Source organism: Pseudomonas sp. UBA5666, from assembly GCF_002420785.1.
Classification (GTDB): Bacteria; Pseudomonadota; Gammaproteobacteria; order Pseudomonadales; family Pseudomonadaceae; genus Aquipseudomonas; species Aquipseudomonas fulva.
Genome location: NZ_DIIQ01000035.1, coordinates 2,016 through 22,724, shown reverse-complemented (window position 1 = coordinate 22,724; position 20,709 = coordinate 2,016). Strand labels below are relative to the sequence as shown.

The 20,709-nt window shown below is 55.4% G+C and carries 26 protein-coding genes and 2 pseudogenes; 20 read left to right on the top strand and 8 right to left on the bottom strand.

What is annotated here, in order from left to right:
* Positions 1–11: 11 nt before the first annotated feature.
* Genes B2Y33_RS15115 through B2Y33_RS15105 form a run of 3 tightly spaced genes read left to right on the top strand, consistent with a single transcriptional unit; the run spans position 12 to position 1,285 of the window.
* Positions 12–356, top strand: coding sequence for a hypothetical protein (locus tag B2Y33_RS15115; RefSeq protein ID WP_206405316.1), 345 nt, complete (start codon positions 12–14; stop codon positions 354–356).
* Complete coding sequence (locus B2Y33_RS15110) at positions 349–1,035, top strand: hypothetical protein (protein WP_206405315.1); 687 nt, start codon at positions 349–351, stop codon at positions 1,033–1,035. Before B2Y33_RS15115 ends, B2Y33_RS15110 begins: the two co-directional genes overlap by 8 nt.
* 28 nt (positions 1,036–1,063) lie before the next feature.
* Entirely contained in the window at positions 1,064–1,285 is a 222-nt protein-coding gene (locus B2Y33_RS15105; protein ID WP_206405314.1) for a hypothetical protein, read from the top strand.
* Positions 1,286–1,743: 458 nt separating this feature from the next.
* Here the strand turns inward: B2Y33_RS15105 and B2Y33_RS15100 are convergent, their stop codons facing one another.
* Positions 1,744–1,941 carry a hypothetical protein gene (locus B2Y33_RS15100; RefSeq protein ID WP_206405313.1) on the bottom strand — a complete coding sequence of 66 codons (198 nt, stop codon included), beginning with the start codon at positions 1,939–1,941 and terminating at the stop codon, positions 1,744–1,746.
* A 102-nt stretch (positions 1,942–2,043) separates the two neighbouring features.
* On the opposite strand from B2Y33_RS15100, the pseudogene B2Y33_RS15095 reads away from it, so the two are divergent.
* The 6 genes and pseudogenes from B2Y33_RS15095 to B2Y33_RS15070 all read left to right on the top strand — a co-directional run.
* A pseudogene (locus tag B2Y33_RS15095) lies at positions 2,044–2,248 on the top strand (structural protein P5); the annotation flags it as partial.
* 135 nt (positions 2,249–2,383) lie between these two features.
* The gene (locus B2Y33_RS15090; RefSeq protein ID WP_206405312.1) at positions 2,384–3,376 is read left to right on the top strand and encodes an acyltransferase family protein; all 993 of its coding nucleotides are present in this window, start codon (positions 2,384–2,386) and stop codon (positions 3,374–3,376) included.
* 61 nt (positions 3,377–3,437) lie between these two features.
* The gene (locus B2Y33_RS15085; RefSeq protein ID WP_206405311.1) at positions 3,438–3,926 is read left to right on the top strand and encodes a glycoside hydrolase family protein; all 489 of its coding nucleotides are present in this window, start codon (positions 3,438–3,440) and stop codon (positions 3,924–3,926) included.
* On the top strand, positions 3,923–4,432 hold the full coding sequence (locus B2Y33_RS15080; RefSeq protein WP_206405310.1) for a DUF2514 family protein: 510 nt from the start codon (positions 3,923–3,925) through the stop codon (positions 4,430–4,432). Before B2Y33_RS15085 ends, B2Y33_RS15080 begins: the two co-directional genes overlap by 4 nt.
* A gap of 11 nt (positions 4,433–4,443) precedes the next feature.
* Complete coding sequence (locus tag B2Y33_RS15075) at positions 4,444–4,668, top strand: hypothetical protein (RefSeq protein WP_206405309.1); 225 nt, start codon at positions 4,444–4,446, stop codon at positions 4,666–4,668.
* Positions 4,669–4,735: 67 nt separating this feature from the next.
* Positions 4,736–5,110, top strand: coding sequence for a LexA family protein (locus B2Y33_RS15070; RefSeq protein WP_206405308.1), 375 nt, complete (start codon positions 4,736–4,738; stop codon positions 5,108–5,110).
* On the opposite strand, the gene B2Y33_RS15065 is transcribed toward B2Y33_RS15070, so the two are convergent.
* Together B2Y33_RS15065 and B2Y33_RS15060 are read right to left on the bottom strand one after the other, a co-directional pair.
* Entirely contained in the window at positions 5,095–6,276 is a 1,182-nt protein-coding gene (locus B2Y33_RS15065; RefSeq protein WP_201870916.1) for a tyrosine-type recombinase/integrase, read from the bottom strand. The genes B2Y33_RS15070 and B2Y33_RS15065 overlap by 16 nt on opposite strands.
* A 235-nt stretch (positions 6,277–6,511) precedes the next feature.
* Complete coding sequence (locus B2Y33_RS15060) at positions 6,512–7,591, bottom strand: patatin-like phospholipase family protein (RefSeq protein WP_088522992.1); 1,080 nt, start codon at positions 7,589–7,591, stop codon at positions 6,512–6,514.
* Positions 7,592–7,766: 175 nt separating this feature from the next.
* On the opposite strand from B2Y33_RS15060, the gene B2Y33_RS15055 reads away from it, so the two are divergent.
* The 5 genes from B2Y33_RS15055 (at position 7,767) to B2Y33_RS15035 (ending at position 11,768) form a co-directional block, all read left to right on the top strand.
* Entirely contained in the window at positions 7,767–8,075 is a 309-nt protein-coding gene (locus tag B2Y33_RS15055) for a PepSY domain-containing protein (RefSeq protein WP_027914619.1), read from the top strand.
* Positions 8,075–8,389 (top strand): PepSY domain-containing protein, encoded by a 315-nt coding sequence (locus B2Y33_RS15050; RefSeq protein WP_088522991.1) that lies wholly within the window; start codon positions 8,075–8,077, stop codon positions 8,387–8,389. Before B2Y33_RS15055 ends, B2Y33_RS15050 begins: the two co-directional genes overlap by 1 nt.
* Positions 8,390–9,058: a response regulator transcription factor gene (locus tag B2Y33_RS15045; RefSeq protein ID WP_027914621.1), complete on the top strand. Its 669-nt coding sequence runs from the start codon at positions 8,390–8,392 to the stop codon at positions 9,056–9,058. It begins immediately after the preceding gene.
* A complete protein-coding gene (locus B2Y33_RS15040) occupies positions 9,055–10,374 on the top strand; it encodes a sensor histidine kinase (protein ID WP_059183129.1) in 1,320 nt (439 codons plus the stop codon). Before B2Y33_RS15045 ends, B2Y33_RS15040 begins: the two co-directional genes overlap by 4 nt.
* 239 nt (positions 10,375–10,613) lie before the next feature.
* Entirely contained in the window at positions 10,614–11,768 is a 1,155-nt protein-coding gene (locus tag B2Y33_RS15035) for an HPP family protein (RefSeq protein ID WP_059183128.1), read from the top strand.
* Here B2Y33_RS15035 and B2Y33_RS15030 read toward each other — a convergent pair.
* The gene (locus tag B2Y33_RS15030) at positions 11,742–12,608 is read right to left on the bottom strand and encodes a LysR family transcriptional regulator (protein ID WP_028686945.1); all 867 of its coding nucleotides are present in this window, start codon (positions 12,606–12,608) and stop codon (positions 11,742–11,744) included. The two genes, B2Y33_RS15035 and B2Y33_RS15030, sit on opposite strands and share 27 nt — an antisense overlap.
* Positions 12,609–12,787: 179 nt before the next feature.
* Between B2Y33_RS15030 and B2Y33_RS15025 the strand changes: the two are divergent.
* Positions 12,788–13,501: pseudogene (locus B2Y33_RS15025) on the top strand (AMP-binding protein); the annotation flags it as partial.
* 822 nt (positions 13,502–14,323) lie between these two features.
* On the opposite strand, the gene B2Y33_RS15020 reads toward B2Y33_RS15025, so the two are convergent.
* Positions 14,324–14,686 carry a helix-turn-helix domain-containing protein gene (locus tag B2Y33_RS15020; RefSeq protein ID WP_087535182.1) on the bottom strand — a complete coding sequence of 121 codons (363 nt, stop codon included), beginning with the start codon at positions 14,684–14,686 and terminating at the stop codon, positions 14,324–14,326.
* 257 nt (positions 14,687–14,943) lie between these two features.
* On the opposite strand from B2Y33_RS15020, the gene B2Y33_RS15015 reads away from it, so the two are divergent.
* From B2Y33_RS15015 to B2Y33_RS15005, 3 genes are all read left to right on the top strand, one after another.
* Positions 14,944–15,327, top strand: a complete 384-nt coding sequence (locus B2Y33_RS15015) for a hypothetical protein (protein ID WP_140400459.1) — start codon at positions 14,944–14,946, stop codon at positions 15,325–15,327.
* A 42-nt stretch (positions 15,328–15,369) separates the two neighbouring features.
* Positions 15,370–16,059 carry an antitoxin Xre/MbcA/ParS toxin-binding domain-containing protein gene (locus B2Y33_RS15010; RefSeq protein ID WP_087535181.1) on the top strand — a complete coding sequence of 230 codons (690 nt, stop codon included), beginning with the start codon at positions 15,370–15,372 and terminating at the stop codon, positions 16,057–16,059.
* Positions 16,060–16,195: 136 nt separating this feature from the next.
* Positions 16,196–16,543: a hypothetical protein gene (locus tag B2Y33_RS15005; RefSeq protein ID WP_176393454.1), complete on the top strand. Its 348-nt coding sequence runs from the start codon at positions 16,196–16,198 to the stop codon at positions 16,541–16,543.
* Positions 16,544–16,604: 61 nt separating this feature from the next.
* Here the strand turns inward: B2Y33_RS15005 and B2Y33_RS15000 are convergent, their stop codons facing one another.
* On the bottom strand, positions 16,605–16,811 hold the full coding sequence (locus B2Y33_RS15000) for a hypothetical protein (protein ID WP_236166879.1): 207 nt from the start codon (positions 16,809–16,811) through the stop codon (positions 16,605–16,607).
* Positions 16,812–17,172: 361 nt separating this feature from the next.
* On the opposite strand from B2Y33_RS15000, the gene B2Y33_RS14995 reads away from it, so the two are divergent.
* Positions 17,173–17,952: a hypothetical protein gene (locus B2Y33_RS14995; protein ID WP_087535180.1), complete on the top strand. Its 780-nt coding sequence runs from the start codon at positions 17,173–17,175 to the stop codon at positions 17,950–17,952.
* A 721-nt stretch (positions 17,953–18,673) separates the two neighbouring features.
* Positions 18,674–19,552 carry a DUF2971 domain-containing protein gene (locus B2Y33_RS14990; protein WP_087535179.1) on the top strand — a complete coding sequence of 293 codons (879 nt, stop codon included), beginning with the start codon at positions 18,674–18,676 and terminating at the stop codon, positions 19,550–19,552.
* Positions 19,553–19,905: 353 nt separating this feature from the next.
* On the opposite strand, the gene B2Y33_RS14985 is transcribed toward B2Y33_RS14990, so the two are convergent.
* Together B2Y33_RS14985 and B2Y33_RS14980 are read right to left on the bottom strand one after the other, a co-directional pair.
* Entirely contained in the window at positions 19,906–20,271 is a 366-nt protein-coding gene (locus B2Y33_RS14985; protein WP_206405307.1) for a putative phage abortive infection protein, read from the bottom strand.
* 238 nt (positions 20,272–20,509) lie between these two features.
* Positions 20,510–20,709: MerR family DNA-binding protein (locus B2Y33_RS14980; RefSeq protein ID WP_193285883.1), on the bottom strand; the 200-nt coding region annotated here is incomplete at its 5' end.

The following is a 20,709-nucleotide window of genomic DNA, read 5'->3' as shown; positions in this document are numbered from 1 at the left end:
GAGAGGTTTGTATGCCGCAGGGTCTGCAAGTGTTCGATGCTGCCGGTCAAGTAGTCATTGATACTTCTACAATCGTGGGTTTATTGATTGGTCGCATCGATGTGGCTGAGAATCAGCTGAGCGGTAGCATTTATAATCCAAAACTAACCAATGGGCGGCCTTTCGTAGTGCCATTTATTGGTATGATGAAATCGCCAGTTGGGTTCGGGGGTGGGCGTAATGATTTGATAACTTCATCACAGGTCAGCTTCGGCGTAAGTGGTAATACGCTTACTTGGATCAGACCTCCACGAAGCCCGCAAGAAACGTCATCGCCAGCGGGAACCATCTACTACGGGATATATTCAGGTGCCTGAAGGATTCCAAGCGGTCAACGACTACGGGACGCTGCAGATAGACAGTGACTTCACAAACCTATCTGTGTTACGCAGAGGGCAACTCACCACAGCTAACTACTCGAATGGTTCGGTCACAAACACTCGACCCACCCGAGCTAACTTAGCGATCAACGACAATGAACTGGTGGCCTTCGCCTGTACCAGTCCCACTGCGATTGTTGCCAAGGATGGCAACGAGGTCGTGTTCTCAACTGATTCACCTGCAGGGGCAGTTATCAGCTACTGGGTGTTTGGTCTTGCAGGCCCTGTATCCAATACTGGTCTTCAGGTATTTAAGGCTGATGGTTCGATAGCCTTTGATGCCGGTTGGCAGTTATTGAAGTTCCTCGGGCAGACGGCCGGGAACGGCGGCTATGGCTACCCTGGAAGAACGATAGCGGTCATCCCGCAAGTGATGTATTTGCTGACCGAGTACGCCAGTGTCGTCCAGGGGGTGGCGCCCGCAGTGTTCATTCTCGATTCCCGCAATAGCCGGATGTCTGCTGCGAGTATCAGTGGCAGTTCATTGAACATCAGCACTGCCATAGTCGATAGCTGGGGCATGACTCGAAGCTATCCAAATGAAATTGGTCCTAACGGCCAGTCTGATAACGGGGTAGTACCCTCTTATCTAGTGGTCGATGTGACCGGATATTGATTTTACCCAACCGAAAAAGGAAGTACCTATGCCATATGTAACGATCAACCTTGCCAACGATTATGACGCGGCCAACAAAACCCGCTACGCCACTCCGGAAGAAGCCGACGCCCGCGCTCGCGAGATCCTGAACCAGTTCCCGACCGCGCAGGTTTGCGTGGCCCAGGTGCTGAAGGACTACAGCGCCAAGGTATCGATCACTGCGAAGGAACCCGCAGCAGCGCCAGAGCCGGAAACCCCAGCCGCTTAGTCGAGCTGGTTTGATTCTACCCTGCCCAGCGCGGGGTTTTGCCTGGGCGCTGCTTCACGAAGCGCCTCATGCGCGAGTGGCGGTGCCTCTCATTTCCTGCCGATTTGAAACTTCAGCTTATCGGTTGGCCACCAGTTGAAAGACGGAGGTGGCTCATAGCAGCCCGGCTGATTAGCAGGCGAAGCATCACACCGCACGGTGTACCCCTTCGAGCCTACCTCCGTGAGGTCGTCGTTAGAGCTGTAGTGAGAGCAACCCGCCAGCGCCGTGAATATGAGTAATGCAGCAACACGCTTCATAAGAAATTCCTTCCATAGGTTGCACTATCGTATCGCTTAGCAGTGGCGGTTGTGGGAACAACTCCGCTCATCGACGCCTGCTTTGTTCGGCGTTGCTAGGCTCACTGTATCTGAGGTCGTCGTGCTTTCGTGACGTAGATCTCAGAGAACACCAGTGATTCAAGAAAGCGAGTCGAGCAGCTTGTTGAGGATCCCTTCCTGATACTGCCGGTTGTAGCAGCCCGGTTGATTCGGAGGAGTGTCATCGCACGCAATCTCATGCTTGTTGGTGGTGCTCCCATAGGTGCTGTTGGAGAAGTGGGAGCAACCAGTAAGCAGCCAGCTGAACAGCGCTAGTGCAAAAAATCCTTTTTTCATACCCAGTCTCGCGTATCGGATGATGCAGATTGGACGCCCGTGCAACCAATAAGGCACATCCAAGCCAGCTCAGCGGGGGCTTTTTTCGTCCGGAGAAAACCTATGACTACACCCTGCGGTGCCCGCAACAATCCAGGGAGCCGATCAAAACCCGTGCAACGCCTGGCAAAATCAGATCGACAAGGAACCGAACGGCCGATTCGCCATCTTCGACACCCCAGAGAACGGAATCCGCGCTCTGGGCAAGCTGCTGATCAACTACCGAAGCAGGAACGCCATACCCAGTGTGGGCGGAAACGGGATCGACGGTCTCTGATTTCGCCACCAATGGTGCGATTTCCGAAGTTGGCAGTCGCCTCGACACTGATTGGTATTATTAGCTCAGGCGTATCGGTATCATCCACGCTGGGGCATCAGGACCAGCGAGAGGCGTAAGGCAGCAATGGGTTTTTTGAGATTTGTACTGGCAGCTTTGGTGGTTGTCAGTCACATGGGTTACACAGTCAATGGGTTCAACCCTGGTGTATGGGCAGTTGTTGTGTTTTATCTGCTCGCTGGTCATGTGGTTGCGAGGCTTTGGTCCCAAAGGCCCTTTGAGGGAACACTTGATTCGGTCCTATGGTTTTACAAGGACCGAGCGCTGCGAATTTTCCCGCTCTATTTCGCAGCCTTAGTTTTTGGTGTGTTGGTGTGGTGGCTTGGTGCTAAAAGTTACTTCTTAAGTCTTAATCCCGGGTTGCTCCATTGGGTGAGCAACATTACCGTGATCCCGCTTAGCTACTACATGTGGAGTGGGATAGACAAGTTTACGATATTGCCCCCGGCTTGGTCTTTGGGCGTGGAGTTGCAGTTTTACCTGCTGGTGCCGCTGCTATTGCTAAGTCACAGGGTGGCTTTTATGGTCGGCTCTATCAGTGTTGCGATTTTTTCTGCTGCGCAAGTCGGTTGGCTTAACACGGATGTGTTTGGGTATAGGCTGCTCTTAGGGGTGCTCTTCATATTCCTTACCGGCGCCGTCGTTGAGTGTGGCTCAAAATCGGCAAAACATGCTGTAATTTTTGCTTGTGTCGCCATGCTTGTTTATGTGCTCGTACTGTGGGGTTTAGGGGTTCGGCGAAGTTATGATGCCGAGGTTGCTCTGGGGTACGTAGTAGGGGTCCCGTTAGTTGCTGCTCTTTCTAAAGTAAAATTTTCCGGGCGCTTAAATGTCGCGCAGCGCCATGCGGGCAGTGTTTCATACGGTCTTTTCCTATTCCATTTCCCCTTGATCTGGTTGTCGGAAATGTTTGCCGTCCCCTCAGCATTGAAGGTCTTATTCGTGATGATGTTCTCGGTAGGCTTGGCGGTAGTATGCCATCACTACATAGAGCTGCCGTTTTGGAAGCGGTTCCGGAGCTTTGTATCTCGATCTCCATCAGTGTCTTATTCAAGTTAATCGCATCAGCCCAACTCAAAGCCCGCAATATCGCGGGCTTTTTTTTCGACTGGAGAAAAGCATGGCTAGACTCACCGAATCCCAGGCCGGAGGTGCAAACTTGCTCCGGTTTCTGGACCTGATCGCCTTTTCGGAAGGCACATCTATCATCAAGGCTAGTGATGACGGCTACAACGTTTTGTACGGCGGCGGCCTGTTCCAGGGATATGCCGACCATCCCCGACGTAAACTGACGCTTCCCATTAATGGCAGGAATGTAACCAGCACTGCTGCCGGGCGGTACCAGCTGCTCGAGCGTTACTGGGGTGCGTACCGGGTCAGCCTTCGCCTGTCCGGGGGCTTCACCCCTGAGAACCAGGATCGCATAGCCCTGCAGCAGATCCGGGAGCGGCGCGCGCTGGATGACATAAAGGCTGGGCAAATTCAGCAAGCGATCGCCAAGTGCTCGAACATCTGGGCGAGCTTCCCGGGCAACGCCTATGGGCAGAACCCGCATCGCCTGGACAAGCTCCTGGGTAAATGGGTAGAGATGGGCGGGTCGTTGGCATGAACTGGCTGGCCGCTGTGCCCACCTGGTGCTGGTGGCTGATAGCTCTGGTTCTGGTCGCCGGCGGCCAGCAGTACAGGGTCGTGGTTGCCCAGGGCGACGCGTCCTACGCCCGCACCGAACTTGCCGACTACCGCCTGGAGGTGGCCGAGAACAACCGGCGCGCTGCTGCCCAGGCCCGCACCGAAGAACAACGCCGCCAGAAAGCGGCAGACGAGGAGGGTGAGCATGCACGCGAGAAACTGGAGGAGGTCACTGGCCGCGCCACTGCTGCTGAGTCTGCTGCTGGCGGGCTGCGCGGGGAAATCGCCCGACTGCGTGCCGGCCGATCTGCAACCTGCGGCGCCATCGCTGCCCAGCAGCGCCAGGCAGGAACCTCTGCCGTCGTGGTGCTCGGGGGATTGCTTGAAGAGTCTGACCGAATGGCGGGAAGCCTCGCGACAGCGCTTGAGCGAAGCCGAGTAGCGGGCCTGGCGTGCGAGTCTGTCTATAATGCCCTGACCAAATAAGGGTATCCCCGATGGACAAGGATGAATTTGCCGCTGCCATTGAGGCAGGCGAGCCTCTGATCGCACAGTCGATGGAAGCTCTCAAGCGGTACTGGGAAGCCAGGGACTTTGGCGCGCCAGCCGAGGAGGTAGAGCGTCTGCGGCTCCATTCCGAGTCCTTGGCCCAGGCGGTTTCAGACTACCAGCTTCGCACCGTCGCCAAGCTGATGGGCAGCAAACTGCCCCCTACGCACTAGCGCATCCCGCTTGTCGGCAGTTGCCGGCCCTATTGCAGGCCACTACCATACTGTTCATATATACAGTATGGAGGCTCCGCCAATGAACACCGCTCTTGACTTCGAAATCGACGACATGCCCCAGCTCAGCCTGGACGATCTGATGCAGGTGCGTGCGCCCTGGACCTACCTGGTCAAGATCGAAGGCGAGAGCATGCAGGGTATTGGGATGTATTCCGGCGACCTACTGGTCGTTGATCGAAGCGTCGAGGCCAAGCACGGCGACATCGTGATCGCGGCGGTGAACGGCGAACCGGTCTGCAAGCGCATGTGCCATGAGCACGGTGTGCTGGTCCTGCGGTCGGAGAACCCAAAGTTCCCTTCGCGGTACATCATGGAGGGCGATACATTCGAGGTTTGGGGTGTGGTCCGGTTCAGCGTACGGGATCATTCGCCTAACTGAGGTAGCACCATGTCGGCCCAGGCCTGCATCATTTCCCTACGCTGCTCGAGATAGGTGGCATGGTTGTACACGTCACGGATTGAGCTGCTGTCCGCGTGGGCCAGCTGGCGCTCAATCCAGTCCTTGTTGTAGCCGCGGCTGTTCATCTCTGTGGAAAATAGGTGGCGGAAACCATGGGGAGACTGCCGGCCGGTGTAGCCACACTTGTCCAGAAGGTTGACCGCATAGTTGATGCCGATCGGTCGAACGGCGTCGGTCCTATTAGGGAAAACGTACTTCATGCTGCCCGAGATAGGCAGCATCGACCGCAGGATCTGCACCGCCTGCCGGGAGAGCGGCACCACATGATCTCGGCGCATCTTCATCTTGCTGGCTGGAATCGACCAGGTTGCGGTATCCAGATCGATCTCCGACCATTCCGCCTTACGCACCTCTGATGGTCGGCAGGCAGTGAGGATCAGCAGCTTGGTGGCGCATTGCAGTTGCAGGGCTGACTGGCTTTCCTCAATGGATTTGATGATGGTCGGCATTTCTGAAAAGGCCAGGAACGGCCGGTTCTTGTGCGGCGCCATCTTCTCGGTGACTGCATGCATCTCAGCCGTGGGATTGATTTCAATCATGCCGATGGCCACGGCATACCTGAACACCTGACCTATCCACTGTCGCGTCTTGACGGCGGTAGTGATGGATCCCCTCCGTTCAATCCGGCGAATAAGCGTGATCACATCGGCACGCTTGATGCTGTCTATCTGGCGCTGACCGAAAACGGGTAGGGCATCCAACTCCATGGCGTTGGATATCACCTTCACCGTTGAATCCGTCAGTCCACCTCTCCTGAACTCCAGCCACTCCTCATAGACGCGGCGGAATGTCCTCTCCTGAGCGCCCAGGCGCTTGACCTTCTTCTCCCTTCTTGATTCGCGCGGGTCAATGCCCTGCGCAACCTCTTCGCGCGCCTCATCCCTCCGCGCACGCGCCTCCTTCAAACCGATCTCTGGATAAGTCCCAAGCGAAATCCTGGCCTGCTTGCCGAGCCAGGTGAACCTGAAGTGCCAGCTTTTCACCCCGGTATCAGCGATGTACAGCGAGAGCCCCAGCGAGTCCGCCAGGGTGTAGCCCTTTTCTCGGGGTTTGGCCTGCCTGGCCGCAGTGTCCGTGAGCGCCACTAGTACATTGCCTCTTGATGGTATTTTGATGTACTGGATGATGTACTACGTTTTTGGGATTGGGAAGGTATAGCTTGGTACGAGGCGATACGCCTATGGCGCCGTTATTGGGGCGCCATGGCTGGCTGTGGTATCGCTCGGTTTTCGGCGGGAATTCACTGTGGAATCTTTGAAGATTTCCACGCAGTCAAACTCTGTCTGAATCAATAATGCGCGCAGTCTACCAGCATGCCCATCACAAGGCTTGCAGTCGTTCATGCAGCCGCCCGGTGGCGACCAATTCCAGAAACTCATCGCCCAGGCGTTGGCTTTCATCGATGGCCTTGTACCAGTAGCGCTTGCGCGCCGGTGCATCGCCCATGAAGCGCTTGAAGTCGTTTCGATCGGGCAGCTTCCCGTGAGGCAGGGTTGCCAGGTAGGCCGGCGAGGGCGCCAGCAGCAGTACGTTCTGCAGGCGCCTGGCATCGCCCTTGCGCCACGGCAGGGCCTTGTCGAACCAGCCAGGGACGACCTTGTCGGTGAAGTGCGGGTAGACCACCAGGTCATCGCCCCCGTAGGGCAGGTCAAGGTGGTAGTCCAGCAGCCCGCCATCGCGGTACATACCGGAGCCGGCTCCAGGTATGTCCCGTACTCCCTCCATGACCATGGGGATCGAACCCGAGGCAAGCAGGGCATGACGCAGGTTAGCCAGGTCCAGCGGCAGGCAGCGCGTCGGGAAATCCGTCAGGGCATCAAGCGGTGGCTGGCTGCGGCTGTCGTGCAGAATCACGCGCTCGAAATGTCGGGCCAGGCGAGATCTGCCCAGCAGGTTGCTGGCGATCACCGAGCCAAGGCCCATACCCAGTCGGCCGCGATGATCGTGAGCGAGCTGGCCATGGCTTTTGACGACCAAGATGTTCAACCGGTACGCCGGGTTCGCCAGCACCTGGCCGTCACGACCCTGCAACAGGTCATCGAGCATGCGTTGGCAACTGCGCGTGATCTGGGCCGGGGTGACGCCTTTTGCAAAATCCTGCTCGGTATAGAGCACCCCCAGCCGCCGCAACCCGGCAACCGGGTCGTCAAGGCAGGCGCTTGCAAAGCGCCAGGCGCCAATCGATGCGCCGATCAGCGCGCGCGGGCGAGGGGCCGATGGCAGGAACTGGCCGAACAGCGCCAGGTCCAGGCCCTGAATGCCCAACGGTTTCGGCCCCCCTGCTGCACCTGGGAGCACGCCGACGTCGACAGCCTGCAGCCCGCGCTCTCTGATTTGGCGCAAGGCGCGATGGCCAGCCTTCAGGGTAAGGGCGGGGTACTTGACGTGTATGGCGCTCATGGTGGTCCTCTGCGGCGACGGGCGCAGCATTATAGAGTGATGCAGCAGTTCGAGGCGTGTCCGGGTGTCTGCCGGCTGCGCTATCATGCGGCCAGCTGTTTTCAGGTTGAGTTAAGGACTGCTGGTTAATGTTGATTGCGTAGACAACGTGTACAGCATTATGGAGAAACGAACGATGAAAACCTTGACTGCACTGTTCACCGCCGCTGCCCTGTCGTTGGGTGCCACTGCTGCATTCGCCAAGGATGTGCAGCCTGACGAAGTGGTCAAACTGGTCAACGACAAGACCATCAAGTCCCTGGATGAACTCAAGAAGGCCGCGATTGCCAAGCACCCGGGTTCCACCGTCAAGGACTCGGAACTTGAAGACGAATACGGCCGCTACGTGTACAAGGTCGAACTGCGCGATCCCCAGAATGTGGAGTGGGACGTGGCCTTCGATGCCAAGACCGGTGAACTGCTGAAGGATGAGCGAGACAACTGATGAACCCACCACTACGGGCAGCGCGCTATCTGGCCCTCGCCCTGCTGGCCGCGTGCTCGCTGGCCGCTGCCCGTGACCTGGACCAGGATGAGGCACTGGCTTTGCGCCAGAAGGGCGTGATTCTACCGCTAGAACACCTGCTGGAGACGGCCATGGCCCGTCACCCAGGCGCGCGTTTGCTGGAGGCAGAGCTTGAAGAAGACGACGACCGCTATGAGTACGAGGTCGAGTTGCTGACGGTTGACGGCGTAGTACGGGAAATCAAGCTCGATGCTGCTACTGGCGCCCTGCTCAAAGATGAGGAAGATGACTGAATGCGCTTGTTGCTTGTCGAGGATAACGTCCCGTTGGCAGACGAACTCACCACGGCGCTGCAGCGTCAGGGGTACGCCGTCGACTGGCTGGCCGATGGCCGTGATGCGGTCTATCAGGGCCAGTGCGAACCGTACGACCTGATCATCCTGGACCTTGGTCTGCCAGGGTTGCCTGGCCTCGAAGTCCTGGCGCAGTGGCGTGCAGGCGGTCTACTGACACCCGTACTCATCCTGACGGCACGTGGTTCCTGGGCCGAGCGCATCGAAGGCCTGAAGACCGGCGCCGACGATTACCTCAGCAAACCTTTTCACCCCGAAGAATTGCAATTACGCATCCAGGCGCTGCTGCGCCGCGCGCGTGGGCTTGCCAACCAGCCAAAGCTCGAAGCTGCCGGCTTGCATCTGGACGAGCGTCGCCAATGCGTGAGTCGCGAGGGCGTCGATATTCAGCTCACGGCTGCAGAATTTCGCCTGTTGCGCTATTTCATGTTGCATCCCCAGCAGATCTTGTCCAAAAGCCACCTGGCTGAGCACCTCTACGATGGCGAGACCGAGCGCGACTCCAACGTGCTCGAGGTTCACGTCAACCACTTGCGCCGCAAGCTTGGCCGTACGGTGATCGAGACACGGCGCGGCCAGGGCTACCTATACGCCGGGAGCGCTGCGTGAAGTCGATCCAGGCGCGGCTCAGCCTGGGCCTGATTGCCGTGCTGGTGGTAGTCGGGGTGGTACTGGCGCAGCTGACGCTATGGCTGTTCGAAGCCGGGTTGCAACGCTACCTGGAAAACGGCCTGCGCAACGAAAGCGAGAACCTGCTGGTAGCACTGGTGCGCGGGCCTGCAGGCATGCAGCTCGACGAGCAACGCATCTCGGCGGCTTATCAGCGGCCGTTTTCTGGCTACTACTTTCGCATCGACTTTGCCCAAGGCACTTGGCGTTCACGCTCCTTGTGGGACATGAACCTGCCCAAACCGTCGGCCCCTGGTCTGTCGGACCGGCACGAGCTTGGTCCTGAGGGGCAGGAGTTGCTGACGCTGCGTGCTGATTACCGGCGCCTGGGGCAGGATATATCCATCAGTGTCGCCCAAGATTACTCGCCTGTCCGCCAAGGCTTCCGGCGCCTTCAGCAAATTGGGCTGGGCATGGGCCTGGTCGCGCTGGCCCTGGTGCTGGTGCTTCAGCGCATGACCGTCACCCGCTCGCTGCGCCCACTGGAGCGGGCTCGACAGCAAATCGCCCAGTTGCAGCAGGGTCAGCGCTCCCAACTCGATGCCCAAGTACCCAGTGAGCTGGTGCCGTTGGTTGGCCAGATCAACCATTTGCTCAGCCATACCGAAGACAGCCTGCGACGCTCGCGCAATGCACTGGGCAACCTGGGCCATGCCCTGAAAACACCCCTGGCGGTACTGCTTAGCCTGGCGTCCAACGAGCGCCTGCAGGGCTTGCCTGAGGTGCGTGCACAGATGCGCGAGCAGTTGCAGCAGATCGAGCAGCGCCTGGCCCGCGAGCTCAACCGCGCACGCCTGGCAGGCGATGCGTTGCCAGGTGCGCAATTTGCCTGTGATGAGGAGTTGCCAGGGTTGCTGAGCACCTTGGGCATGATCCATGGCGAGGGCCTGGTGCTGAGCCATGCCATGCCAGCTGGCCTGCTGCTGCCCTGGGATCGCGAAGACATGCTGGAACTGCTGGGCAACCTGCTGGATAACGCCTGCAAATGGGCGGACAGTGAGGTACACCTGGGCATCGCAACCTCCGAGGACCATTACCAGCTGTGGGTCGACGACGACGGCCCTGGCATCCCCTATCAGCAACGTGTGCAAGTGCTCGAACGGGGTTCTCGCCTTGACGAGGAAGTCGATGGGCACGGTCTGGGGCTGGGCATCGTGCGTGACATCGTCCAGGCCTGGGGTGGGCAACTGCAACTGCTAGAAAGCCCGATGGGCGGATTGCGTGTGAATATCCAATTGCCGCGCCGTAGCCTGTGACCAGCGCTGAGTCCCACAGCGCGGCCCGGTTCCCCCTTCCCAGCAGGCAAACAGCTGTACTGCAAAAAAAATGCACCACTGCCACATTTTTTTGAATTAGCCCAAATCGACGTCGCTCGGCAGAATCGCTCCTCGTAGCCTTCGCTCGCCGGCGTCCAAGACAACTGTCAATACCGCGCACCACTGGCCAAGGCTTACGGTTCCTCTTTCGTCCAGACCTATACAGAACCCGAAACGACATGCCTGCCTCGCGTACCGAACGTCTTCTGCAGTGGCTATTACCCGCTCCCATGAACATCCCTCCCACCCAATGGCTGCGTGCCGGTGTCGGCGCATTGGTCGGCCTGTTCCTGGCAGGCTGGCTCACGAGCCTGGCTTATGGCCCGGATATCGCCTTGCACCTGCTCGGGCCGTTGGCAGCCTCGGCGGTGCTGGTGTTCGCCGTTCATTCAGGCCCCCTGGCACAGCCTTGGCCAGTGCTTGGCAGCTATGCCTTGGCCGGCATCGTTGGCTTGGCAATGCGGGACGGTTTTGGTCCCGGGCTTTGGGTCGCTGCCGCCGCCCTGGGTCTGTCCATCCTGGTGATGTGCTTGCTGCGCTGCCTGCACCCGCCCGGTGGCGCAGTGGCGGTCAGTGCGGTTCTGGCCGACCCAGGGCTGACCGCCCTGGGTGACCATCTGCTGGAGCCGGTACTGCTCAACGCGCTGATTCTCGTCGCGGTGGCCATCGTCTATAACCGCTTGACCGGTGTGCGCTACCCCAAAGGCGCTGCACCGCGTAAGGATTTGCACCACACTCACGACCCGCTGCCAAGTGAGCGCGTCGGCATCCGCAGTGAAGACCTGGATCAGGCGTTGGAAGAGTTGGGCGAGTTCGTCGACGTAACCCGTGACGAGTTGGAGCGCATCATCCTCGCCACCGAGCAGCACGCCCTGCAGCGCAGCCTAGGGGGCATCACGGCGGCGTCGGTGATGTCGAAGGACGTACAGTTCGTCAGCCCTGACACCACCTTGCAGCAAGCCTGGAAGCTGCTCGACAGCCATCATGTCAAGACCCTGCCGGTGGTGCGGGACGGCGCATTGGTGGGGATCGTCAGCCTGAGCGACCTGGTAGGCCCGGCCATGCAGCAGGCGTGTTTGAGCTGGCGGGGGCTGTTCGGGCGCAAGCCCGTGCGCATGGCGCAGGTGATGAGCCGCCGGGTCGTCAGTGTCAGCAGCCAACACCCGTTGGAGCGCCTGCTGCCGCTGCTGTGTGAGCAGGGGCTGCACTGCCTGCCGGTGCTCGACGGCGACGTGCTGGTAGGGGTGGTCACCCAAACTGACCTGATCGCCGGGCTCAAGCGCCAGTTGCTCAGCAGCGCCAATGCCTCAGAGCGTCGGATCCCAGCGTTGTGACCAGTCGCTGGCCTCGGCTGCGATAAGCCGGCGCAGGATGCCAAGGGCCTGTTGCAACGCGTCGCTGTCACGCTCGCGGGCGTAGACCAGAAAAGTGGGGTAGGTAAATTCCGGCGCGTGCGGTACGCGCTCGAAGACGCCACTGTCCAGGTAAGCCTGCACCACTCGCGTGCGAAAATAGCCGCTCCCGCCCTTGTCGAGGATGAACTGCAAGGCAAGCGGCCCCAGGTTAAAGCGCAGTGCGGCGCGGGCGCAGTCGGGCAGGGCGGCGTCATGTTGCCGGCGGAACGCCTCACCCCAGTCGATGTAGATGTACGGCTCCGGCCGCTCGACCCGCCGGATCCGCACCAGCTTTTCTTCCATCAGCTGCTCCACCTGCAAGCCCGGCCCGTAGATCGGCTGGTACACCAGCGCGGCGTCAAGTACGCCCATCTCCACCTTGCGCAGCAATGATTCGCCATCGCTCACTTCGCTGTGGATGCTCTGGCCAGGAAGCTCCTGGTACAGCGCAGTGACCCAGTCGAGCATCATCGGGTTGCCAAGGCTCACCTCGCCGCCAAGGTGCAGCACCTGCTGATAGCCCGGTGGCAGGGGCAGGTCGCGTCGTGCTGCCTCCCAAGTCTGCACCAGCTGGTTGGCATACCCGACGAAGGCTTCGCCGTGGCTGGTCAGGCGGGCGCCAGTCCGGCTTCTTGTGAACAGGGTGCAGCCCAGTTGCTGCTCGAGCCGCTGCAACCTGGCGGTGACTGCTGTCTGCGACACGCACAGGCGCTCTGCAGCCGCCACCAGGCTGCCACTGCGCACGACCTCCAGAAAAGTGCGGGCCTGATCGATGTCCATTGAGGTACTCACCGTAAAAACTGGTCGCTATTCTAGTGAGTTTATCGCCGCATTGAATGGCTTTTGCCCACGCTGCAAAAATGCAGGTCAGTTAGGCCATATCGCGCCTGGCGCCTGGGTGCAGGGCATCCATACTCAGCGTTCGCCCTTCAAGAACAACAACATCGGGTCAACTCACCATGAGCTATCAGCACAGTTACGCCCAATCCATTACCGACCCCGCCGCCTTCTGGGCAGAGCAGGCGCGCTCGGTGGCGTGGTACCGCGCACCCACCGTGGTTCTCGAGAACAATGCCGATGGCACTCACCGGTGGTTTCCTGACGCACGATTGAACAGTTGTTACCTGGCTCTGGATCACCAGATCGAGCAGGGTCGGGGAGATCAGTTGGCGCTGATTTACGATTCCCCGGTGACCGGCACCCAGCAGACGCTCTCCTACCTTCAGCTTCGCGAAGAAGTCGCGCGACTGGCCGGCCTGCGGCGCCAGCTTGGGGTACAAAAAGGCGATGGCGTCATCATCTACATGCCGATGGTGCCCCAGGCCGCCATGGCCATGTTGGCTTGCGCGCGCATCGGTGCTATTCACTCGGTGGTATTCGGCGGGTTTGCGGCCAATGAGCTGGCATTGCGTATCGATGATGCGCGCCCGGTGTTGCTGCTAACCGCTTCCTGTGGGCTGGAGTTCGAGCGCGTCATCGGGTACAAACCGTTGGTCGATCGCGCTCTGGAACTGGCCCAGCACCGCCCGCGCAACGTGTTGGTCTGGCAACGGCCCCATGCGCAAGCGCCGTTGCAGGCAGGCCGAGACCTGGATTGGGCTCAGGCCGTCGTCGATGCTCAGCCAGTGGCGCCGGTGGAGTTGGATGCGGCAGACCCGCTGTATATCATTTATGGATACCTGCTAACAGTTAGAAGTGATAGAGCCCCTGGAAATGCTTGCTCCTCCGCTTCCTAACAGTTTTTCGGGGTAGGTAACGATCCTGACGAACGGGCCCCTGTGTTAGCTCCCTCCCGCTCCTGTTAGCCTCCACCCATCCAGTGTTCGCTGTGTCTCCGTCCCCCAGAGCCAGTCAGCCTTTTCAGGCGTTCACGTCCGTTATGGAAGCGGCTACCTAAAGGATCATTAATTGATAACTTGTGCGCTTGTTTAACTTAAGTGGAATTAATTGTGGGTGGTTAAATCTGATCTTTCGGTCAAGCTTACTTTGCTTTTATTGTGTGTATACTAGTTCTATTGATTTATCTTAATATTGAAGGGGTTATGAAGTGGTTTTATATAGTTTTAGGGCGGAGTGTATAGGCGATGTATGCAATTATTTGGGGCTGGTCGGTGGCCGGGTCAGGATTAAGGAGTGTAAGATTCAACAGGATTCGATGTTTCCGGATATCGAAGTGAGCCTGGACGTTGACGCGGATATATTACAGCTACGAGGCCTGGCTCGCAGAATCGAGGACGGCCATGTGATCGTAGATTCCATCAGGGTGCACCGAGGAAAAACCGTGAGATTGAAATAATGAATTTCTGCTATGGGAGGGTGATAGTGCAGGCTGCTGAAATTCTGATATCAACGATTTGAATTTTTTGATGCGGCGCGCTCGGGGCTTCACTCGTAATTAAATGGCAATTTGCTAGGTAGCTATTTCGCAGCTGGTGAGCACAGTCGCGATACACATTCACGTACTTTCTAAGAATGATTACTCAGATTGTGGATGCTTAATCCGTATTTCCTTCGGACAGGCTTGGTCTGGTGTGGGTAAGCACGGATGCAGAGTCTGATGTCCATAGCTTTAAATACTTGTGATCATCCTCAATCATCCCCAGCAGACTTTGTGATGTTAGCTGGTCGTATTGCTCATATGTGAGTGCGAGCAGCGACACGGGATGGACGTTCAGCGCCCGCGCGATTGAATCAATCTTGCCCAGCGTCGGTAGCTTGAGCCCGCGCTCAAGGTCGCTCAAGTAGGTGCGCCCGCTTACCCGCTGGGATAGTTCGAGGATGGAGAGGTTGTGCCGCAGCCTCACCTGATTGAGGGCAAGCCCAAACGCTTTGGCTAAGCGTTCCTCATCGGGTGTCATCGTAAGCCCTTGCGCTCAAAAGCCTGCATGGAGCCTGATCGCATAAATCTTGACGACGGCCAATTGGCTGTTTCTTAATTTGCATATCGATGACAATCTGTTAGCCTAGAAAAACGACCTCTGTTGATGCATCGCGGAAGTGGCTAAACGTCACGCCTCCGCTGCGCACAGCTGTGCTTGAGGTTAGCCATATAATTAGATGAATAGTAGGCGTGTCAATATCATTTACCTCTCGCGACGAGGTGGTAGGAGGCTGCATGGATTTTGATGTGGAGCATGAATTGATTGCTCGTTTTTATCCTCAGTTTGGTTTCAAGGGCGAGCCATCTGACAATGCGACTTGGGGAATAAATTGCGGAAACGGCTGGAGCGCCATGATTCGCTCCATGTGCATTGCACTGGAGTATCGGGAGAAACTAACAGGTCAAAGGGTAGCTTTCACTTCCATAAAGCAGAAGATGGGTATTTTGCAATGCACGTTTGCCGGGTCTGATGAGTTCACCCGAGGCCTTGCGGAACTTGCGCATTGGATGTCTTACGTAACGTGCGAGATCTGTGGAAACAAAGGAAATATCGCTCGCGGTAATCAAGGATGGGTCAGGGTGCTCTGTCCGTCATGCCGAACGGCTAATCCTGGTTAAAAGACGTTGCCGGAATCAGTAACTAAAGCGGAGATTTCTATCATGTTTTTTACACATCCCGCCCTTGAGCGATCGTCAGCAGAGGGAGCAGCACATGCTTGGACGTTCGTGACCAGAACCTGCCTCCGGGAATGGTTCTATATCACTCATATTGTAGATGGCGAGGAAACCATCCCTCCTGAATTGAGGATGGTTCAAATTGACGATGGGTATGTGTTTCAGCGCTTCATCAATGCCGTTTGGAAGAACCGGAGCATTGGTGAAATCTATCTAATGAGCCCTGCTTGGACGTCTGACGGAAGCCGAATTCTGACATGGCGATGCGAATTGCTCTTGGAGATGAAACGCTTTTCTCAAAGGGCTGAGGGTCGGCCACGTTATGCATATCAGACAGAGTTTGGCGCTCGTTCCTCCGAGCCTTGGGATGGGCAATGGGATAGCGGTGAAGGCGAGTTGGTGTATCAGCATCCTGACATCGAGGGGAAGTCGCGGCAGATCCCACGGCGTAAAGCGAATGCCGATATTCACCATGCTAAGCAAGCGATCAACTGGGCTTGTGAACTATTCCTCGGTGACCTAAGGGCTGCTGCCCAGTGGCTTCACAGCCCTTTGGCTGAGTTGGGTAATCGCGCTCCGTGTGACATGGCGAGCGTGGAAGATAACCGACTGCTCGAAGGTGTCGTAAGCAAAATTGAGAAGTCAATGAGTAAAAATGGTGGACTCCATGTTTGAATGTCCAAATCTCTTGATGCCCAACCATCCTGACCTAGTGCAAAGGGTCAGAGAGTATCTGAACAGGTTCGACCCCCCACATAAAATTGTATACCTCAGATCTTTGGTATCAAGTCCAAGGTTGTCGGACCACTTCGTGCGCAACCTCGATTCCAGCGGCTTAGTTCTTGTGGCGGATAGCTTCCTTGCAGAGCACACAATGCTAGGGGATCACAGGCAGCGCAGCTACGGGGTATCGCTAGAGGCTTGGGGTGGAATGAAGGAGAGTGTTGAAATCGTCAAGGATTTTCACTTCACGGACATCACTGTTAGCAGGGTGCAGGTCTGGCCTTTCGACCCTTCTTCGCTGGGTCTGGATGCGATGAAAATCGCGGTGGCGATCTCCATTACAGATCTAGAGATGATCTATGAATCACGAATCTTTGGTGCAGTGAATGATCTGCTGACTGAATACAGGATTGACGCCGATCCTGATGCTTTGTGATCAAGCACTGATCGTCAATACCGCGGGGCGCGGAAAGACCCAGGTGGGAGTGGGGGAGTGATTAATGCAGACTGCCGCAGTGACCGCCCATTGAGCGTTGGTAGTACTCAGAAACGGCCTGGAAAAGCACTTCAGCCTCAATCTTGTACTGCTCAATGAGCTTTGCCGGGGCGCCTGCTTCCACCGCCTCGTGGTAGATCCTCAGTGCATCCAAAGCCTGCTTCATCAGCGGCTCATCGGAGGGCAGCGGGGGAACGAACATTTTCATCGCTTAGTCTCAGGTGGGTAAGCCGAGCTGAGCGCTGACCTCAGAGTCGGTGATGCGCTCGGCCTCAGAAGTGAATCCCATCTTCCAGGACGCCCGCATGCCCTCTCACCTGTTGGTGGTTTGGGGAGCGTACCTGCATAAGGTCAGGGGCTAGTGATGATATGCCGAGCTGCTCAACAAGGTAGGAGGGAGCAGCATTACTCCGCAGAGTATATAAGTGTCCCTTCATTCTAGCGGTTAGATTTAGATGAGCGGCGAGGGGTAGGTCGATTTCGCGGGTCTTGGTGGCGTCCATTGAGGGCCATATTGTGTTTTGATATCAATACGCTATATTGGTAAGGGGAAATTACAGGATATATCTATGGATCTTTACGGTGTCAAGCCATTATTGGAGCGAGCGAAGGAGTTACTGGGGAGAGATGATGAGTATCTCCTGCGATACGCATGTCTTGAGCTTCGCTTTTGTTTTGAGCTAATCGCATATAGGCAGCTGCAACAGTATGGGGATAAGATCCCTGGTTCCATAGTAGGGCAGTGGAAGCCTGACCAAATCATCAGACTGCTTGCTTCTTTCGATCCCTCAAGCGAGCAGAGCGGCACCTTAAGTATCGGGTTGCAAAACTCGCCTGATGAAATCCCTACAGCTTGGACAACCGTCGGTGAGTCCAAATCTATTCCGTGGCGGATCTTTAGGCGGCATTATCAATCATTAGGGTCTTATCTGCATGCCCCAATGCCTAAAAAGCAGGGTGGTAAAGCCAAAGCGATAAATAAAGACAAGCTTAGGACCATGGTGGCAGATATCGAAGATGTGATGTCCGCCACCGTCATACTGGCAATTCATCGTACTATCAATGCCACTTGCGATTGTGGTCACGTGATCTTCATAGGTGAGAAGGAATACGAAGATGGAGAGTTGGCGCGATGCTCAAACAAAATGTGTGGTCGCTATTGGCACAAAGTTACTGAGGTCGATGGCAGCCAAGTCCTGAAGCCAGCAACAACCATTCTCTTCAAATGCGAGTGCGATGCAATCATGTCTGTGCCTGTTGAGGATGTATGGAAGCGGTTCTCGTGCAGAAACTGCGTGAGTACATATCGAGTAAATCTGGGGTACTCTTCGGTTATGAAAATGAATTAAGTGACGACTGTGCCCGCTCGAACGGCCGAATTTATTGATCTCGACGGTTGCTCAGTGATAGGCGGACGGATATTTGGCTGCCGCTGCTACGCCCTCCTGGGCAGCCCTGAATGACCAAGAATTTTGATGTCCGACTTACGCTGCCGGGCTGCTCATGAGGTCAGGCAGAGCTTTCTGTGCACCTTCGTGGGCAGGGTTACATTTATACCCTTCATGCTACAGGCCCCGTGTGCCGGGCTCTATGGGATTTTATAGACGATTATAAAGTGATTATAGATCGCTCTGGGGCTGGATCTGCCCGGGGACCGCGACGGCCTTCCGGCCTAAGAAGACCCGTCCCGGTTTTGATAACCACAGAGTATCCAGGGCGTAGGGCTATTTCAGATCTGCTGGTGACCTGCGACGGGACTGCGAAGTGTAGACGGAGATATTGTTGCCCGCAAATATTTCTCCCGACAAATATGCATAGGCCGCTAACTAACCAGCCAGCTTCAACAACTGCTGCCGGTAATAAAAAGCAGCAACCAGCCAGCCACGGATCATAGGCACTCTACTGGTTCGTCAGTACTGTGTTGCAATAGCATGTCGTTATTTTCCGGCTCAACATATAGTGTAACTGTCGCGAGATCAATTAAAATAAGATAAAGTATGGTTAGTGGGGTGCTGGCCATGCAGCATCAAGTCACTTACGTCTGCTTTTGGTTGCTCATCAGGAGAGGAAATGAAGGTTCCAGAAATTCTCTATAAATACACAACTGCTGACACGGCAAAAATAGTATTAGAGTCCGGGCGTTTGAGGTGGCAAAGTCCTTGCCAGTTTAATGATGTAGGCGAACTTCAGCGGATGCCCATGTTATCTCCTGACTTCGAAGAGTCCAGGCCGATTTACCTTAAGCAGCTCGTTGATATAGCGTATTCAGATTTGAATGTCGACCTGTCTATTTATTCTCAGTGGACACAAGAAATTATTGGGTCGCTGAAAAAGTTGAAACTGCAAGGCGTATCTCCAGAAAGTGCTCTAAGGAAAATCGAATCAGTTGCTCCCCAAGGTACGCAAAGCTTGGAGAGCACTTTCAGGAAGAGTACAGAGCTGAATAACGATGGAAGCCTTCGCTGCTTCTGCCTGACTGAAAATGATTATAATGAATTGATGTGGGCGCATTACGGTGACAGTTATAAAGGTTGCATGTTGGGGTTTCAGCATGTTAACGAGCTGTCAACTCCATTCGCGGCGGCCGAGAAGGTACTATACACCGATGAAGTCCCAGTCATTGGTAGTGCTGTAGATTTCTACTTGTATGGACCCAGTTCAAAACAAAATAAAGATACGCGGCTGGCTATTTACTATACGAAGGCAAAGGTTTGGGAGTACGAAAAAGAGTGGCGTGTGATTTACAAGGTAAGCCCTATTAAAGGTGCTCTGTTTACGGATTATAAATTTTATGCCCAGGAATTGGAGTCGATTACGTTTGGTTTAAGAATTAGTCAAGAAGCCAGAGATAGTATTTTAGATCTAATATCCTCACAATATCCTCATTGCAAAATTTATTACTTAAGAAGGGCTGGCGGTGTAATTCAACGTGTGAAGTATGAGGGCTAAACAACCCTTAAGTAGTAGCGTCTTTCATGAGGGCTAACAGGAGTGTCCTTTAAATAATTTTACTTTCAGCACTATCAAGGCGGCATGAATGGTAATCCTATAAAGGGATATCGCGATTTCTATAGAGCAGGTGCAGGTAAGCCTCTGTCAATAATCATAGTGGTGAAAATATGATAGTTAGCGTTGTCTGCTTCTGGCCGATAGGCAATGCTCCGGGACGACAGCTTTGGGTCTATAGCTGCCGGTCGTAAATGACAGCTTTCGACCCATAGCGGTCACTAACGCTTGGTGAGGGCTGGGCTTTAGTTCGTCCCTGTAAGCTAAGGATCGACTTGGTTCGCTAGCTAGGTATTTTAATTTGCCCAAGGCTCAATTTCATCTTCTTCAAAACTTATGTTGAAGTACTTCTTGGGATCGTAGCCGTCACAATAAGCTACAGGTAGATTTGTTAGAAGCTCGTATTTTTCTATGTAACCCTTTGCATTCCATTTTTTTCCAAATCTAGATACTAAATTAAAAAATAAAATATAAAGCTCCGGATTAGAAAGCTGCGCCCTATAAATTTTCACAAGATTTATTTTTTCACTTTCAGATAGGTATTTATCGTTATCTACAAGCTTTATTGCATTGTACATATTCCTGAAGTAACTGCTTAGGTCTGTTTGGTTCGTCCTTCCAAGCTTCAAGTCCTCGCGAGCTTTAACCTTGCTAAGCATCATTCCAGCTATAATGCTGCCACTCTGATGAAATGATAGTTTCTGACTTATGAAATCTATCCAGGTGTCACTTTGACCATAGTAAAAGCACATATAAGCAATATCTATTTTTTGTGCGTCAGTTAGGTTGCTAGATAGTTCTTGGTCAATTTCAGGGTAAGCGGATTAAATGGTTGATCTTACCTTTGCATGAGAGTGAGACAGACCGGCATCTCATCGGATTATCTGGTTGATGCTTCACCTACTGCTGGTGCATGTTTCCTTCGCTAATTCCAGCAAGAACCCCACACGCCTCAACTTCCCGGTCATCGTTGCAACTCGCTCTCAGTGAAACGAGTTGTTTCTCAAGCGCTTGCAGAGCGGTTATCTGCGACCGCACATGAGAGATGTGATCATCGAGCAAGGCGTTGACGGCGGTACAAGGCTGATGAGGGTCGTCCT